Origin of the sequence: Roseomonas sp. CECT 9278, assembly GCF_918698155.1 — a bacterium.
GTDB lineage: Bacteria > Pseudomonadota > Alphaproteobacteria > Acetobacterales > Acetobacteraceae > Neoroseomonas.
Window position 1 is genome coordinate 79232 of the sequence record NZ_CAKKLX010000005.1, and the last position, 15212, is coordinate 94443.

The window sequence follows — 15212 nt, forward strand, 5'->3', positions numbered from 1 at the left end:
GCGGCATGGGCGCGGCCTGAGCGTGTGGCCAATCTGCCACGCTTGGGGCGTGATCTCCGCGTGCCCATTCCCCACATCTGGCGACAGTGTGGGGAGGATTGTGGGGACGATCCGAGCCTAGGCTTCAAATTACCAAATGAAATCAGGTACTTAGGACGATATTCTGGCGGAGGAAGTGCGCCTCGGTACAGGCGGTCTCTAGGCTGGAGCCTTGGAGAACGGCGCCCACGTGAGGGGGGAGCGGCAACGTTTCCCTTGAGTCATGCCGGCCTTTCCGGATATGTTACCGGAAACCACTGTTGGGGCGCTCCATGCCTGTCAAATCCACACCCAAGGCGCCATCCGCAGTCGCCGAGCATCGGCGCCGCCTGCGCAGACGCGGCCTGCTGCGCGTTGAGGTGCAGGTGCGCGGCGAGGATGCGCCTCTTGTCCGGGCAGTGGCGGCGGCGCTTGCCGACCCCGACCAGGCCGGCGAGGCGCGCGCCCTGCTTCGTCGCCGCTTCGGGCCGGAGCCGACCCGCAGTCTGAAGGACCTGCTCGCCGCGGCCCCGCTGGACGACATCGACCTTACGCGGTCCCGCGATACCGGACGTGCGATCGATCTGTGACTTGGCTCGTCGACACCAACATCATCTCCGAGATCCGAAAGGGGGCGCGCTGCCATCCTGGCGTTGCAGCTTGGTGGGCAAGTGTCGAGGACCGCGAGCTGTTCCTCAGCGTGCTGACGCTCGGCGAAATCCGCCGCGGGATCGAGGGCGTCCAACACCGAGATCCGGCAAAGGCGGCCGCGCTGGAACGCTGGCTTCGCGAAGTGGTCGACGCCTTCGGGGCTCGCATCATCGGCGTCGATCTGGCTGTGGCCGACGCCTGGGGGAAGATGTCGGCAGCGCGATCCGTACCGGTTATCGATGCCCTGCTTGCCGCGACGGCGCAGGTGCACGATCTCGTTCTGGTGACCCGCAATACGGCGGATGTAAGCGGGCTCGGGGTGCAAACTTTGAACCCTTTTGACGCGGCGCAGGCTTAGGGACAGCTAACGAATGTCGGACCGCGGACCAGACTGGTGGGGTGAAGAACAATCTCCCGCAAGCGCACAGCGCCAGCACCACTACCTGAGCATCGTATCCGTACATGAGTGACGACTCTTCGTTCGGCTTTGTTGATCTTGACCGCTCGTTTCACGAGCTTTCGGATTACGCTCGGGAAAGCGATGATGTTGACGTGTCGCAGGCTTTCCGGCGGGGGCCATCGATTACGTGGGCTGATCTGAAAATGGAGCGGCGGGTGGTGCTGCTCGCCGAGGCAGGTGCAGGAAAGACGGAAGAGATTCGCTACGCGGCGACGCGATGGCGCACCGCCGGCGACCACGCCTTCTTCCTGCGACTTGAGCACGTCGCCGATGACCTGGACGCGGCGTTCGAGGTTGGTGACCTCGATGGCTTTGAGCGATGGAAAAACTCGCAGGACGAAGGATGGGTCCTCTTGGACTCCGTGGACGAGGCCCGCTTACGCGGCCCGAGCGACTTCGAACGAGCGGTCCGGAAGTTTGCGACAAAGGTTCGTGGTGCAGAGGACAGGCTCCACCTCCTGATCACGAGCCGCATCTCGGCGTGGCGGCCCAAGACGGACTTGGAGTTCTGTGAGCGGCTCCTCCCGCCGCCCGCCGGAGGCCGTGTCGCCGAAGCGGCGCGGACCGAGGGAGTAGCGTCGGGTTCGCCACCAGACATAGTAACGACGCCAGAAGAAAATGGCGGGCGCTCGCGGTTCCGGATTGTAACTATCGACGATCTCGACTCCGCACGCATTGCGAAATTCGCGCAAGCTGGCGGCATCACCAACCTCGACTTGTTCCTAAACGCAATCGAACGGAAAGACGCCTGGGCGTACACTCGGCGTCCGCAGGATCTGGCCGAACTTATCGATTTCTGGCGTACGAACGGCCGAATCGGCAGTCGGCTCGATCTCGTCAAGAGCAGTGTGGCGCGAAGGTTAGAGGAGCGAGACCAGACCCGTGCCGAGTGGCAGCCACTCACCGCGGATCGCGTCCATGCCGCTGCCGCGCAGATCGCCGCTGCCTGCATCCTCGCCCACGAGGCCACGATCCAAGTGCCCGATGGGGCAGCCAGTAACTCCGGCCTACGACTAGATGCCGTGCTCCCCGAATGGAACACGCGGGAACTTGGCGCCTTACTCTCCAGGCCGCTCTTCGACGAGGCGATCTACGGCTCGGTAAGGTTCCACCATCGCGAGGCGCGCGAATACCTCGCAGCGGCGTGGTTCGGCGGTCTCCTCCGCCGCGAAACGTCAAGGGCCAAAATCGAGGCCCTTTTCTTTAGGCGGCAATACGACCTTGAGGTCATCACCCCGACGCTGAGGCCAGTCCTGCCCTGGCTTGCCCTGCTCGACGACCGGATCAGGGAGCGACTGCTTCGGGTCGCGCCAGAGGTGTTGTTCGAGGGCGGCGATCCGACCCAGCTCCCCAAGCCGACCCGCGAAGCGATTCTGCGCGCATGCTGCCAGGGCTTGGCTGCAATAAGCACACCTCGGACGTTTGCCGATTACGCGACGGTCCAGCGCTTTGCCGCCCCAGACCTCGTCGATGCGATCAGGGAGCTCCTGCAAGCCCACGGCGCTAGCGAGGAAGTTCTCTCCTTCCTCTGCCGCATGATCTGGATTGGCCCGCTGCCTGACCTGCGACCGGAGGCAAGAGCACTTGCGTCAAGAACCGATGGGTCGCGATATACTCGGGTCGTCGCCGTTCGCGCCCTCGAGGCCATCGGTGCATCCGCTGACCTGCGGGAGATCCGAAGCCAAATCCTGACCGAGGGCGTGCCCGTCGATCGGAGCCTCCTCGCCGAACTTGTGACCGCGACCCTCTCCGCGGCAGACGACGTGGAATGGCTGGTCGCAACATTAAGGGCCGCGGCCGTGCCGCAACGGCATACCGTCGACCGCCTAGTCGACGCGCTCAAGGGACGGATCGAGCGCGCCTCGCCCCCGCTCCTACAGGCGCTAGCCGCTGCCTTCGGCGACTTCCTAGGGGAGGCGCCGCATATCGACGCGTCCTACTGCCCGGTTTCGAAGACTTGGGCATGGCTCGCGGTACCCGCCGTCGAGGTGCTCGCCAGGCTAGCCGAACGACGGGACACGACACTCCTTGAAGAAGCGACCCTGGCCCTCCTCCGCCGGCTGGGCTTGGTGAAGCACCACCACCACGATATGCATGAAAGTAGATCCGAACTGGGGGAGCTGGTGAAGAAGTGGGACGCCCTCAATCGGAGTCTGTTCTGGCATGAGGTCGCGGCCTCCCGACGCCCGCGTCGTGGAGAAGCCCCAGAGACCGTCAGGCACTTCCGAGACGTCTGGCCGAGCACCGGGTTCTCGGTCATCAGCGAGAAAGACTTTGACTACTTTGTCGACCAGATGGCTGCACGCCCCCTGGAAGACGACCGCGCTGTGGCTCTCACAGTCGCCCTTGCTCTCTTTAACGACGCGGACCGCCCGGAACTATGGCGCGAACGGTTGGCCGCGGCGACCGACGGCAATGCGCTGCTGGAAAGCATGCTCGCTGCGTTCTTCAATCCGCCACCGGAGACCGAACAGGCTCGGAAGTGGCGCAAGGAGGATGCGGCGTGGAAGCGGAAGGACGAGAAACGTCGCCTGGAAGAGGTCCGCAACAGGCAGGCATGGCGGGAGGCGCTGCAAAGAAACGTAGAACGCATCCGCGATCCAGGTTTCACCGATCCCTCCGGCGTGTCGCAGGACCAGTGGTACCTCTTGAATCACTTGCGGAAGGACGAAGACAGATCGGGACGGTGGACGGACGGCAACTGGGAAGCGCTGATCGAGGAGTTTGGGACAGCGGTCGCCGAGGCATTCAGGGATGGTGCCAAGGGGTTCTGGCGACGGTACGACCCGCGCCCCCGCTCAGATGGAGGAACCCCGAACTCAACCCCTGCCGCGCATATCTTCGGATTGGCCGGTTTAGCTATTGAGGCTCGCGACAGCGAGGCTTGGGCAAAAGAACTGTCTCAAGACGAGGCAAAGCGGGCGACGCGGTATGCTGTGGGCGAGCTCAACGGCTTCCCGCCGTGGTTGCCAGGTCTATTCACCGCTCATCCAGACGCTGTGCTCAGCGTCATTCTGGGCGAGATTGATCACCAGGCCAGGACCGAGAAGGCCGACGAACCCTTCCACTATGTCCTCGACGACGTGGCGTGGTCGGGTATGTGGTGCTGGGACGCTTTGGGGCCCCTCGTGGTGTCCTTACTGAGCACGGTGGCCCCTCGCAGCGCGGACTCTTTGCAGAAGCTCCTGATCATCGTCCATGGCTCGACGGTGTCGGACCAAGTCATAGCGGACCTCGCCACGCGCGGGATCGATGAGTGCGCCTCGATGGAGTGCCGTGCCGTGTGGTTCGCCTCGTTGATCGGTGCCGATCCGGAGCAGGGCATCCCAAAGCTTCGCGCATATCTCGGCGGACTGAACGACCCGGCAGATCGCACCCGCTTTGCGATGCACGCCGTCACCCACCTCGTCGGTGGACGGAGGGACGGAGGGATCAAGCCTCGTCAGAACTTCATCAGCGCCCAGCATCTTGGCGACCTTTACGCGCTGATGCACGAGCACATCCGGCGGCGTGAGGACATCGACCGCATCGGTGGCGGTGTCTACTCCCCGGAGCTGCGTGACGATGCGCAAGATGCCCGGGAGGGTCTCCTTGGTTTGCTCGACCGCATACCTGGCAAGGCGACGTTTCTTGCCCTTTCGAGGCTCGCGGATGCACATCCCGAGGAGAGCCTGCGGCCATATCTCATGCAGCGCGCAAGGCGCAGAGCCGAGGCCGATGGTGACCTTTCGCCGTGGAAGGCAGCCCAGGTTCGTGAGTTCGCTGAATCCCTCGAACGCACGCCGCGCGATCACCGCGAACTGGCCGACCTCGTCCTGCTGCGCTTCCTCGATCTAAAGGCCGAATTGGAAGGAGGCGACGAAAGCCTTGCCCCTGTCCTCCTCAGAATCACAGAGGAGACCGAGATGCGGAACTTTCTCGCGCGGGAACTGCGGTCGCGCGCGCGCGGACGCTACGACGTTCCGCAGGAGTCGGAACTGGCAGATGGCAAACGGCCGGACCTGCGCTTTCACGGCAACGGCTTTGACGCGCCTGTGCCCGCCGAGTTGAAGCTGGCTGACCGGTGGACAGGACCAAAGCTTCTGGAGCGGTTGGAGAACCAGCTCTGTGGGGACTACCTCCGAGACCCTCGATCCCGCCGCGGCTTATTCGTGCTTGTACACAACGGGACCGAGAAGGCTTGGACTGTGGCGGATGGGAGCCGCGTCGACTTCGATGGCCTTGTTGAGGCGCTGACGGCCCAATGGCGGCTAATCGCTCCAAACTTTCCAGAGGTCGATGATGTGCAGGTGGTGGGCATCAACCTTCCGCTGCGCGCTCGGCCGTCGAGCAACGGCGTCCTGGCAACGGGGCCAAAGAGCAGGAAAGGTGGCACGAACGGGTCGCTCCAGAAGTGAGAACAGAGAGGTCAGTCCGCGAGGAGTGTGGGTGTTGCCTGCGACAGCCCGCACAAATGTAGCGCCGCTTTGGCGATCGCCCATCGAAGTCCATGGTCCCGATCTGCGAGAACACCGGATATCTTCGGACGCCAACATGGCCGTTGCCATGCTGACCGCTGGCGTCGCCGCGGAGACGTTCCGTGCCATCACGCGCACGGTGGGGCCACGATCGCAGTCACGTCGGCCAGCGCGTCGCCATTGGCGCCAGGCTGGAAATCTCTACCAGCGCGGCTCCGGCTCATAGGCCAGCTTCTGCAGCACTTTGTTCGCGTCGCCACGTCCGAGATAGGTTCCTACCACCACACCTTGATCCTCGAACGAGGCGATGCGGTGGAGTTTCCAGCGCTTGTCCTTGCCCTGCTCAATCCGGAAAGCACGCCCATTCCGGCGGCAGTAGAGGGCCCGCGAACGATCCACGGGCGTCCACCCGCAATCCGCTCCGCTCAGAAATCTCTGCTCCAGGCGCACGCGCTCATCTTCGCGGTGCTGCCGATAGCGCTCCTCGTGCTCCCGCCGGAGCCGTTCCTCCTCTTGCTCGATATGCTCCTGCAAGGTCCCGATGATCGCCGACATCTCGGTCCCGGCGACTTTCTCAGCCTCGTAGATGGCGAGGCAGCCGGACTTCAGATCATCATTGGGATAATGGGAGTACGCTTCCTCCCAGATTGCGCGGAGGCGCTGCTTCACATCGGTCGGCGTCAGAGCCGGGCCTGGCAAGGTGTTCAGGAACGCCAGCAAGTCCTCGACAGGGATCCAGCACGCCGCGGCAGCCTTGACCACATCCTCTCTTCGGCCCTCCCACTTCGTCCAAACAGAGCCGGCTCGATCGACGACCTGGAGAATTTCCTTGGCCAGCGTGTGCACGCTATGCGGATCGCGCAGGTGCCGCAGGGATGGGCTCTTCACATAATCGAAGAGCTTGGCCTTCACTGCGTATAGCCGATCGTTCTCCATGCCTTGGTCTTTCTTCACTCTGGCCGGAACTGGAGCGCTCCCCGTTTCGGCCGAGCATCCGCCAATGAGACCGCAATGAGAAGCTCGGGCGACTTGTGTCGCCCGAAAACCCCGCTCCTTGACCGTCTTTTTTTACAGGCTGTTGCAGCAGGAGGCGCACAGCATCACGGTAGCGATGCGCCGAATCGTCGTTGGCGTTTAGCGAGAACGGCAAGGTCCTCAAGGCACCCGCCGCTTCGCCACCCCCACCGACAGCGTCGCCGCGGCCAAGTCGAACGTCGCCGCGGAGATGTTCCGTGCCATCACCCGCACCGTGTTGTTCGACCAGACCGCAGCGTCGAGCTCTATGAACCGCGTCGACGACACCAGCGACGCCTCCGCCAGGTCGCCCGCCCGCGCCCCGTTCACGGTGACATCGATCAGCGACGTCGCCCCCGGCGCCAGGCTCGGCAAATCCCAGCTGACCTCCGCCGCGAACTCCCGCTGCCCCGACTGTGGCAGCAGCGGCGTGCCGTTCAGCACGGCGGGTGCCGCCTCCGGCAGCCCGTACAGCCGCAGCGACTGCAGGTCGATCGGCCCATCGAAGCCGATCACCCCCACCTGCGCATAGGCCACCGACGCCCCCACGCGGATGGTTTGCCGCCGATTGAAGTTCGCGTCATCCATCGGCGCGCCGGCGTTCCAGCCCTTGGCCGGCCCGTTCCACTGCATGGTGGTGATCGAGGCCAGCACATCACCCGCGATGTCCTCGCGGACATTCCCCGCGCCGTCGAACACCCGCACGAACAGCCGCCCGCCCGAGGCGCCACTCGTCAGCCAATGCGCCAGCGCGAATTCCTTGGCCTGGGATGTATCGAGCATCCACCCCAGCCCCCGGTTCGCCGCCAGCGTCACCGCGCGATCGGTCGGCGTCAGGTCGGTCAGCCCGTTGAAGCAGAAATCCGCCATGAAGGTCGCGGTAGTGGTCGAGGTCGCGATGGTGATCAGCCCCTCCACACCCACCTCCGTCGCCGACTGCCGGAACGCCGCGGCGCGGGTGTTGGGCACGCCGGCCAAAAACCGCTGAAACCGCGACGCCGGCGCGCGGTGCCGGTTGATCACCGCATTGCCGCAGCGGTTCGCCGTGGCCGTGTAGTCGATGCCGACCAGGTAGGTGTTGGTCCAGGCGATGTCGTACTCGCAGTCCTGGGCGCCGGCCGTGTGGCGCGCTGCCATCGGCGAGCACGCCTCCATGCGCATATTGCGCGCGATGATGGCAGAGCCTGAGGTCTGGTTCAGGAAGGGGATGGCGATGTTGCTGCCGGCCTGGCGCAGCTCGAAGTTCGGCGCGTCAAAGACGTGGCGGTTGTGGTTGGTGTAGGCGCCCGCCTCGTTGCCGAACCGCACCCCAAAGCGATCCTGGCTCGCGTTCACCCCGGTCGCCTGGGCGAAGTGGCCGCCATAGTAGCGGATGGAGGTGTTCCAGGCCGTGGCCGTCGCGCACCAGATGTCGAGGCCGATGCGGTTATTGACGATGCGCCCGAGCGTGAAGGTGCTGTCCTCGACGCCGCGGCCATCGCCGAGCGTGCGCATGCCGATGGTGAAGCCTTCCACCCGGCGCAGCTCGATCTGGCTCGCATCGACGTTGCGCACGGTGATGCCGATGTCCGCCTCGGAGGACCAGTCGGACAGTGTCTGCCGGATGACGTTCAGCCCGGTGTAGAGCTTCTCCGCGTTCCGAATGGTGCCGCCATCGCCGAGCACGAGCACGGAGGTGGGCGCCGTGCCCGTGTAGCGGATGGTGCCCTGCATGATCAGCCCTCGGGCCCCGCCTGGCAGGGTGACGGTACCGGAGACGTTCCAGGTGCCGGGCGGGATCATCGCGAATTTCTGGTCCGCGCCGGCCCGATCGAAGGCCGCTTGGATGGCGGTGCGATCATCGGCCACGCCATCGCCGAGCCCGCCGAAATCGTTCGGCAGCACCGCCTCGCGGTCGCGGAGGTACTTGGCGAAGTCGCTCTTGTTGAGGTTGGCGTTGAGGACCAGCAGGTCATCGATGCGGGCCGGCATGGCATTCTCCGATCAGAGGGCGGTGGCGGTGACCGGGCCGGCGAAGGCCGAGACGTTGCCCTCGGCCGAGACGCTGCGCAGCCAGTACCAGCGGGTCTGGCCGGTGGTGAGGCCGGTGCGATCCCACGGCAGTGCGGTCGGCTCGCTGGCGAGCTTGGTCGCGGCGGCCAGGCTGGCGCTGCTGGCTTCGAACACCTGCAGCCGCACCCCGTCCGCGGGGAAACCGCCCGACAGCCGCACGCCGCCGGCAATGCCGGTCGCGGCCAGGCCCGAGGCGGCGGCCGGCACCAGTGCCTCGCGCCAGCCCGACACCGCCCCGCTGCGCGCCTGCGCCCGGACACGGAAAGCGGTGGGCTCCGCCGTTGGGATGGCGACCGCGGTGGCGCCAAAGCCGCCCGCATACCCCTGCCAGACGGCGACCGAGGCCGGACGGAACTCGATCTCGTAGCCCGCGAGATAGGCCGAGCCCACCGCCGGCCAGGAGACGGCGGTGGCTGTGAAGGTCGTCCCGGGCGGCGTCTCCACCAGGATGGTGGCCGGCGCCGCGATCACGCCCGGATTCGGCAGCACCACGGAGGGGTTCTGGCCCGTCGCACGCTCGTCGGTCGCCGGGTTCCATGCCCAGACGGCGGGATCCTCCTCGGCCAGTTGTAGGTTCACCCCACCATCCGGCGCCAGCGCCCAGCCGGTCACCCGCGCCGGGAATGGCGTCAGGCGTTCGAGGGCCACCGTCACCCCATCCCAGGGCCGCAGCCGCAGCGCCGAGAGGTTGGCCTGCATCGCCACCTCGCGCTGGCGGCGGTTGCGCTCCAGTTCAATTTTCATCAGGCGCTGGACCATGGAGGCCGAGGTGGTGAGCGGGAACTCCATGTCCCGGTAGATCGCCTCGCCGCCATCCTCGGTGACGTAGTTGCTGGCCAGCAGCGGCGGCGCATCGGTGGGCTGCCAGGCCGCAGCCGGCTCGACATAGACGGCGCGCACCCCGTTGAAGAGATCCCGCCGCGGACGCGAGCCCACGATGGTGACGTCGCCGCGCAAATCATCCGAGGTGAGCGTCGCCGCCGGCAACGCCGGTGCGCCGGCATGGATGTAGAAGCGCCCGCCCGAGACCACGAGCGCGCCCGCCATCGCGGCCACCAGCTTGCGAGTGATGGCGATCTTGCCCTCGCCGAGGGTGACTGCACCATTGACGGTGTAGCGGCGCTCTGCGGTGCCATCGCGCCGACCCATGATCTCGTCGCAGATGTTGGCCGCCGCCATGAGCGCGGGGAGATCGATGTCCGCCCAGGCGGCGCGCCACCCAAAGGGCGAGGTCAGGTACCAGGCCAGGCAGAGTGCCGGGTTGTCGGACCAGCCGGTGGCGCCGGTGCGCGGATCGAGGATGGTGTCCGCACCCTCGACGATGGCCGAGAGGCTGGGCGCGCCGGAGGGGAAGGCCTCGGGCCGCAGCTTGAGGCGCACGGCGAGATAGGCGCGACCCTGGCCACGATGCGCGGCGGTCCACTGGCCACCGGTGTCGGCGACGAGATTGGCATTGGCGGCCTGGCCGGGATCGCCCAGCGCGCGATCGATGCGCAGCAGGCCGGCGAACTTCGCATCGGTGGAGGCGGTGCCGTTCAGAAAGACCTCGCCGACGGCGCGGACGCGATGCGCGGCCAGCACCACGACAACGTGCAGGAAGCCATCGGCACGGCCCTCGTCGTCGGTGGCGGAATGCAGGAACACGACCGGGCCCGAGGTGCGGCATCGGCCAAAGACGATCTGGTGCTCGGTGATGGGCTGGCGGAAGGACTGGGTGCGGCCGGCGCCGGGCGTGCGGGGATCGAAGCCCGAGCCGGGCCCGGTGTCCGTCCCTGGGGTGACGTTGGCGCTGCGGGCGGCGGAGGGCGACTTGGGGCGGAAGACCGCGGCACCCACGGCGGACACCACCAGGGCGGCGCCGGCGGCCGCCACGGCGCCCAGGACGCCGCCGCCGATGACGGCGGAGGCGGCGGCACCCGCGGCGGCGGCAATGAAGGGGATGGCGACGGGCATGGTCTGTCAGTCCCTCACCAGCCGATGCGCCACGCCACGGCGCAGGTCGTGATCGGCACGCGCAGCAGGCCCGCGGGTCCGACGAAGGCGGCGCGGCCGGCGTCGAGCACGACGCCGAGGCGGTCGGGATCAGTGGCCAGTACCACGTCGCCGGCCCGCGCGAAGGCCACCGGCACGCGCGGGTAGCCGGCAGTGTCGGCCATCGCGGCGAGCGTGGAGCGGTGCTGCCAGGCGGGTCGCTGCCCCGTGCAGGCCACCACCGCCGCCGTGGCAAAGCGCCCGCAGTTCCAGCGCGCCGCGTCGAAGGGCCGATGCTCAGCCGCGGTGATGAGCGCCGCCAGCCGCTCCGGCCAGTCAGGCAGCCGGTTCACTGGTTCGGCAGCCGGATCTCCGCCTCCTGGAGCGCAGGCACGAACTCGAAGAAGCGGTCGCCGGGATACTCGGCCTGCTGGTCGGCATCGGTGTAGCGCCGCACCTCCGCGCGCTCGAGGTCCACCAGCCGGCTCTCGCAGGCCAGCGCCACGGAGGGCTCGGCGCCGTCCGTCACCTCCATCGTGTCCATCAGCCCCGCCCAGAGCGGGAACGGGTCCGCCACGAAGGCGCCCTGCGCATCGAGCAGCGCGCCCCACAGCGTGACGGGCCGGAGCCGGTAGCTGCGCTCGGCCAGCGCGATATCCACCACCTCCTGCGGCACCGGCGACAGCGCGAGGGTGAGACGGACGGCGCGCAACTCCACCGTCTCCTCCACATCCGAGATGGCGCCGATGCTGCCGGCGCCCTCGAACACCTTCCCGGCCCAATCCAGCGGGCCGAGCCCGGTCCAGACGCGAAAGGGACCGGTGGCGAAGTCGAGCTCGACCAGCACCACCGGCGTGGCGATCGGCGCGGTCGCGGCGGCAGCAGCCTGGTTGCTGAGGCGTGGGGTACCGGACATGGCTACAGCGCCTCCTCCAAGCGGATGGTGACGGCGGCGAAGGGACCAGGCCGCGTCGGATTGGCTGCCTCGTCATCCGAGACCAGCCGCATCGGCACGCTGGGCAGGGAGAGGATCAGCGGCTCGCCCACCACCACCGCGGCGCGCAGCGGCGGGGCGATGGCGATGGTGGCGGTGCCGGCGCCCGAGGCGGCGACCGCGGCGGTGGCGATGTAGAGCCGGCCGCCCAGCCCGATGTAGTCGCCGGCGCCGACGGCCACCGTGCTCGGCCACCAACCCTGGGTCACGACGGACAGCGCGCCACGCGGCGCCCCGGCCGCCAGCGAGGGATTGCCGGATCCCACCACCAGCCCCGTCCCGTCCGTGAAGATCGTCGCGTCCGAGAATGAATACGGCCCGGTCGGCACGTCGCCCTGGCTGCGCGGATCGCCGGTGCGGTACTCCCGCCGCCAGTCCCAGATGCGGACGGTGTTGGCGGAGCCCGCCAGTGCGGCCAGCAGCCCGTCCATCACCCCGGCCTGCACCCGGCCCAGCGGTTCGAAGCTGGCCTCCGCCACCCAACGCGCGCCCTCGCGCCGCAGCACCTGCGTGGCGCGGGTGACGGGGGAGACAAAGCGCAGGGTGTTGTGCTGCAGGTAGAAGCTGAGGCGGCTCGGGCGCAACACCGCCGGCCAGGCGTATTCCGTCATGGCCCTATCCCCGCACGATGGAGGTGGCGCTGCCGCCGCGGCGGATGGCGTCGAGCGTCGCCGCACTGGCCTGCCGCACGATCTGCGCCGACAGCACCCGCAGCCGCGCCTCGACACCGGCGTCGGCGCCGCGCGCATCGATGGTGATGCTCTGGTTGATCACCGGCCCGCCCGGCGCCATGCCGTTGGGCAGCACCGTGCCTGCGGAGCGCGGCACGAACCATTCGGGGCCGCGCTCGCCCACGATGTAGGGCTGGCCGCCCGCAACCGGCCCGCCCTCGGCGCGGAACAGCCCGCCCAGCGCCGAGCCGATCCCCGAGAAGATCGAGCCGAAGTCAAAGCCACTGAGGCTGGAGGTCACCGCCGTGCCGAGCGGCTCGGTGATGGTGCGCCGGACCACGATGCGGGCGATGTCCTGCAGAATGCCCTGCAGCACCTTGGAGAAACTCTCGCCCTTGATGATCGCGTCCTCGAAGGCGGAGGAGAAGGTCAGGCCCAGCTCGCGCGCCGTGTTGCTGGTGCGCTCCGTCGCCTGCTGGACGCGCTGCTGGCTGCGCTCCAGCTCCTCCAGCGCGGCATTGGCCTCGCGCGAAATGGTCTCGTCGGGGATCGGCTGGCCGATGCGCTCGGAGCGCTCCACCAGCCGGCCGAGGGTTTCGAGGCGGCGGGTGTAGCGCTCCTGCGCGTTCTCGTTGTTCTGGATCAGCCGCTCACGCTCGCGGATGATGTCGTTGATCTCGCGCTCGGCCTCGCGGTCCGGGCGCGGGATGGCGGCCACGCGGCGGGTGGTGCCCTCGATGCGGCGCAGCGCCTCGTCTCGCTCGCGCAGCGCCAGTGTTTCGAGGCGGGTGCGGTCGGCGGCAGTGATGCCGCCCGCGGCCTCGGCCTCACGCAGGCGGCGGACGCGGTCGTCGTATTCGCTGTTGATCCGGAAGCGGTCGTCGAGTGCCTTGCGCAGTTCCTCGGCGTCCGCGGCGGTGCGGCGGCGGCGCGCCTCGGCGGCCTGGCCAGCCGCAGCCTCCTGCTCGGTGCGCTGGCGCTCGCCCGCAGCCTGCTCGCCGCGGGTGATCTCCTCCTGGAGTTCCTGGTACTGCCGCCGCAATTCCTCCAGCCGGGCGGCGCGATCCACGCCGGCCTGCTGCTGCGCGGTGCCGACCAACCCGCCCTGGATGCTGCCGCGGCGCGGCTGCGAGCGCAGGCTGTCGCGGCCGTCGCTCTCGGCCTCGAGGCGGGCGATCTGGGCGCGCAGCGCCTCGGCCTGGGCGCGGCGGTCGGCCTCCTGCTCGCTGGGCAGCAGCAGGCCGGAGCCGCGCCGCACGCCGTCCAGAACGCGGGCGGCGCCGGAGAGGGCACGCGCCAGGGTGTTGGACAGGCCGATCGCCTGATCGAGCCGCGCCAAAAACTGATCGGCGGAGGAGGTCAGCTGACCGAAGGCGCGGCCGACCGTGAGCGGGGCACGCTCAAACTCGCCGTTCAGCCGCTCGACGGCGCGCAGCAGCGCCGGGAAGACCGTGTCGGCGGTGAGCTTGCCCTCGGAGCCGAGCTTGCGCAGTTCGCCGATGGAGACGCCGAGCTCGCGCGCCAGCGCCTGCGCCAGGGTGGGCAAGCCCTCCAGGATCGAGCGCAACTCGTCGCCCTGCAGCGTGCCGGACGCCAGCGCCTGGGCGAGCTGCTGTGTGCTGGAGGCGATCTCTTGCTGCGAGGCACCGGAGGCGATGGCAATGCGCTGGAGGCCGCCGACCAGCGCGGCGACCTGGTCGGAGGTGGCGCCGATCTCGCGGGCGGCGATCGAGAAGCGGGCGAAGGCGTCCACGCTCTCGCGGACGGCGACGCCGGTCTGCAGGCTGTCGCGATAGAGGCGGTCGTAGATCTCGCCGGCGCGCTCGACGGACCCGAGCGCGGTGTTCAGCCGGCCCATGGACTGGGTGAGCGCGTCGCCGGCCACCACCACCGCGCGCAGCCCGGCAGCGAGGCCGGCGATCTGCACGCCGCGGACGGCGACATCGAGCAGGTCCAGCGCGCGGGAGGCACGGTCGGCGCCGCCCTGGATCCGCTCCAGGGACCGCTGGCCGGTCTCGCCGACCTCGCGCAGTTCCTGCTTGACGCGGGCGGCATCGTCCAGCGACAGCCGGACCGAGACGCGGCGCGTGCTATCCGCCATGCGTCATGCCTCCTGCGTTGGTCGGGTGGTCAGGGGCCGGGGGGATCAGTGCGCCGCGCGGCACTGCCGGCGGCGAGGCCCATCCGCATCGCCAGCAGCAGTTCGGCTGCGGCCCAGCCGGAGGCGCCCATCTCGCGGGCAGTGGCGAGCGCGGCCGGCATGTCGAGATCAAGGCCGGCCATCGTCGCCGTGGCGCAGGTGGTGCCCGCGGCCCAGACGGCGGCGCCCTCAACGCTGGAGGGTGCGTGGGCGGCGTAGGGGCAGGCGAGGCCGCAGTCGCGATCGAGCGCCGCGCAGCCGCGGCAGTAGTCAGGGCCCTGGCCGAAGTGCCATTCGGCCCGAGCCCTCAGCCGTTTCCCTCCAGGGCCACGGCAGCGACCGGGCCGGTGGCGCGGTCCCAGAAGGCGGCGGCCATCTCGTCCATGTCCATCAGTCGTTCGACGGCCTCCGGCGACAGCGGTAGCGGCTTGCCGGCAGCGTCGCCCACGCCCTCCCAGGCCGTAACGGCGTGGCGGGCCAGCGCCTTGACCAGGAAGGCGAAGGCCAGGCCGCGTGCCATGTCGGGGTCGAGGTCTTCAGATGCAGCCCGCAGTGCGCCGAGGCGTCGGGCGGAGCCGGCCTGGGCCGCGGCCATGACGGCGGTGGTGACGGGGCGGATTTCCACGCGGACGCCGCGGGGAAGGTCGAGCCAGTACGGCTCGACCGGAAGGTCGAGGGTAAGCATGGAGGTCTCCATATGTAGGACTTTGGTGGGCAACCCGGGGCAGCACCGCGGCCTGAGCCGAGATGACCGGGGCTGAGCCTCGCCATCGGCATTCGTGCT

Annotated in this window: 12 protein-coding genes; 3 read left to right on the forward strand and 9 right to left on the reverse strand. The window is 68.4% G+C overall.

Annotated elements, in window-relative coordinates; genetic code table 11:
* Positions 1–311: 311 nt before the first annotated feature.
* From LQ222_RS04985 to LQ222_RS04995, 3 genes are all read left to right on the forward strand, one after another.
* Entirely contained in the window at positions 312–608 is a 297-nt protein-coding gene (locus LQ222_RS04985; protein WP_230164893.1) for a hypothetical protein, read from the forward strand.
* Positions 605–1027 carry a type II toxin-antitoxin system VapC family toxin gene (locus LQ222_RS04990; RefSeq protein WP_230164895.1) on the forward strand — a complete coding sequence of 141 codons (423 nt, stop codon included), beginning with the start codon at positions 605–607 and terminating at the stop codon, positions 1025–1027. Before LQ222_RS04985 ends, LQ222_RS04990 begins: the two co-directional genes overlap by 4 nt.
* A gap of 104 nt (positions 1028–1131) precedes the next feature.
* Complete coding sequence (locus LQ222_RS04995; protein ID WP_230164897.1) at positions 1132–5526, forward strand: hypothetical protein; 4395 nt, start codon at positions 1132–1134, stop codon at positions 5524–5526.
* A 261-nt stretch (positions 5527–5787) separates the two neighbouring features.
* Here LQ222_RS04995 and LQ222_RS05000 read toward each other — a convergent pair whose 3' ends face one another.
* The 9 genes from LQ222_RS05000 to LQ222_RS05040 form a co-directional block, all read right to left on the reverse strand.
* Positions 5788–6522: a hypothetical protein gene (locus LQ222_RS05000; RefSeq protein ID WP_230164898.1), complete on the reverse strand. Its 735-nt coding sequence runs from the start codon at positions 6520–6522 to the stop codon at positions 5788–5790.
* 219 nt (positions 6523–6741) lie between these two features.
* On the reverse strand, positions 6742–8571 hold the full coding sequence (locus LQ222_RS05005) for a glycoside hydrolase family 55 protein (RefSeq protein WP_230164899.1): 1830 nt from the start codon (positions 8569–8571) through the stop codon (positions 6742–6744).
* Positions 8572–8583: 12 nt separating this feature from the next.
* A complete protein-coding gene (locus LQ222_RS05010; protein WP_230164900.1) occupies positions 8584–10605 on the reverse strand; it encodes a phage tail protein in 2022 nt (673 codons plus the stop codon).
* A 14-nt stretch (positions 10606–10619) separates the two neighbouring features.
* Positions 10620–10976: a DUF6950 family protein gene (locus LQ222_RS05015; RefSeq protein ID WP_230164901.1), complete on the reverse strand. Its 357-nt coding sequence runs from the start codon at positions 10974–10976 to the stop codon at positions 10620–10622.
* Complete coding sequence (locus LQ222_RS05020) at positions 10973–11539, reverse strand: hypothetical protein (protein WP_230164902.1); 567 nt, start codon at positions 11537–11539, stop codon at positions 10973–10975. Before LQ222_RS05020 ends, LQ222_RS05015 begins: the two co-directional genes overlap by 4 nt.
* Positions 11540–11541: 2 nt before the next feature.
* Positions 11542–12228, reverse strand: a complete 687-nt coding sequence (locus LQ222_RS05025; protein WP_230164903.1) for a hypothetical protein — start codon at positions 12226–12228, stop codon at positions 11542–11544.
* A 4-nt stretch (positions 12229–12232) separates the two neighbouring features.
* Positions 12233–14389: a tape measure protein gene (locus LQ222_RS05030; RefSeq protein WP_230164904.1), complete on the reverse strand. Its 2157-nt coding sequence runs from the start codon at positions 14387–14389 to the stop codon at positions 12233–12235.
* Between the two features lie 29 nt (positions 14390–14418).
* The gene (locus tag LQ222_RS05035; RefSeq protein WP_230164905.1) at positions 14419–14571 is read right to left on the reverse strand and encodes a hypothetical protein; all 153 of its coding nucleotides are present in this window, start codon (positions 14569–14571) and stop codon (positions 14419–14421) included.
* 164 nt (positions 14572–14735) lie between these two features.
* Entirely contained in the window at positions 14736–15113 is a 378-nt protein-coding gene (locus LQ222_RS05040) for a hypothetical protein (protein WP_186773480.1), read from the reverse strand.
* Positions 15114–15212: the final 99 nt, after the last annotated feature.

What these genes read in the sequence shown, in the direction of transcription:
- LQ222_RS04985 (WP_230164893.1), top strand. Translation starts at nt 312, where the DNA reads ATGCCTGTCAAATCCACACCCAAGGCGCCATCCGCAGTCGCCGAGCAT.
- LQ222_RS04995 (WP_230164897.1), top strand. Translation starts at nt 1,132, where the DNA reads ATGAGTGACGACTCTTCGTTCGGCTTTGTTGATCTTGACCGCTCGTTT.
- LQ222_RS05000 (WP_230164898.1), bottom strand. Translation starts at nt 6,522, where the DNA reads ATGGAGAACGATCGGCTATACGCAGTGAAGGCCAAGCTCTTCGATTAT.
- LQ222_RS05005 (WP_230164899.1), bottom strand. Translation starts at nt 8,571, where the DNA reads ATGCCGGCCCGCATCGATGACCTGCTGGTCCTCAACGCCAACCTCAAC.
- LQ222_RS05010 (WP_230164900.1), bottom strand. Translation starts at nt 10,605, where the DNA reads ATGCCCGTCGCCATCCCCTTCATTGCCGCCGCCGCGGGTGCCGCCGCC.
- LQ222_RS05020 (WP_230164902.1), bottom strand. Translation starts at nt 11,539, where the DNA reads ATGTCCGGTACCCCACGCCTCAGCAACCAGGCTGCTGCCGCCGCGACC.
- LQ222_RS05025 (WP_230164903.1), bottom strand. Translation starts at nt 12,228, where the DNA reads ATGACGGAATACGCCTGGCCGGCGGTGTTGCGCCCGAGCCGCCTCAGC.
- LQ222_RS05030 (WP_230164904.1), bottom strand. Translation starts at nt 14,389, where the DNA reads ATGGCGGATAGCACGCGCCGCGTCTCGGTCCGGCTGTCGCTGGACGAT.
- LQ222_RS05035 (WP_230164905.1), bottom strand. Translation starts at nt 14,571, where the DNA reads ATGGCCGGCCTTGATCTCGACATGCCGGCCGCGCTCGCCACTGCCCGC.
- LQ222_RS05040 (WP_186773480.1), bottom strand. Translation starts at nt 15,113, where the DNA reads ATGCTTACCCTCGACCTTCCGGTCGAGCCGTACTGGCTCGACCTTCCC.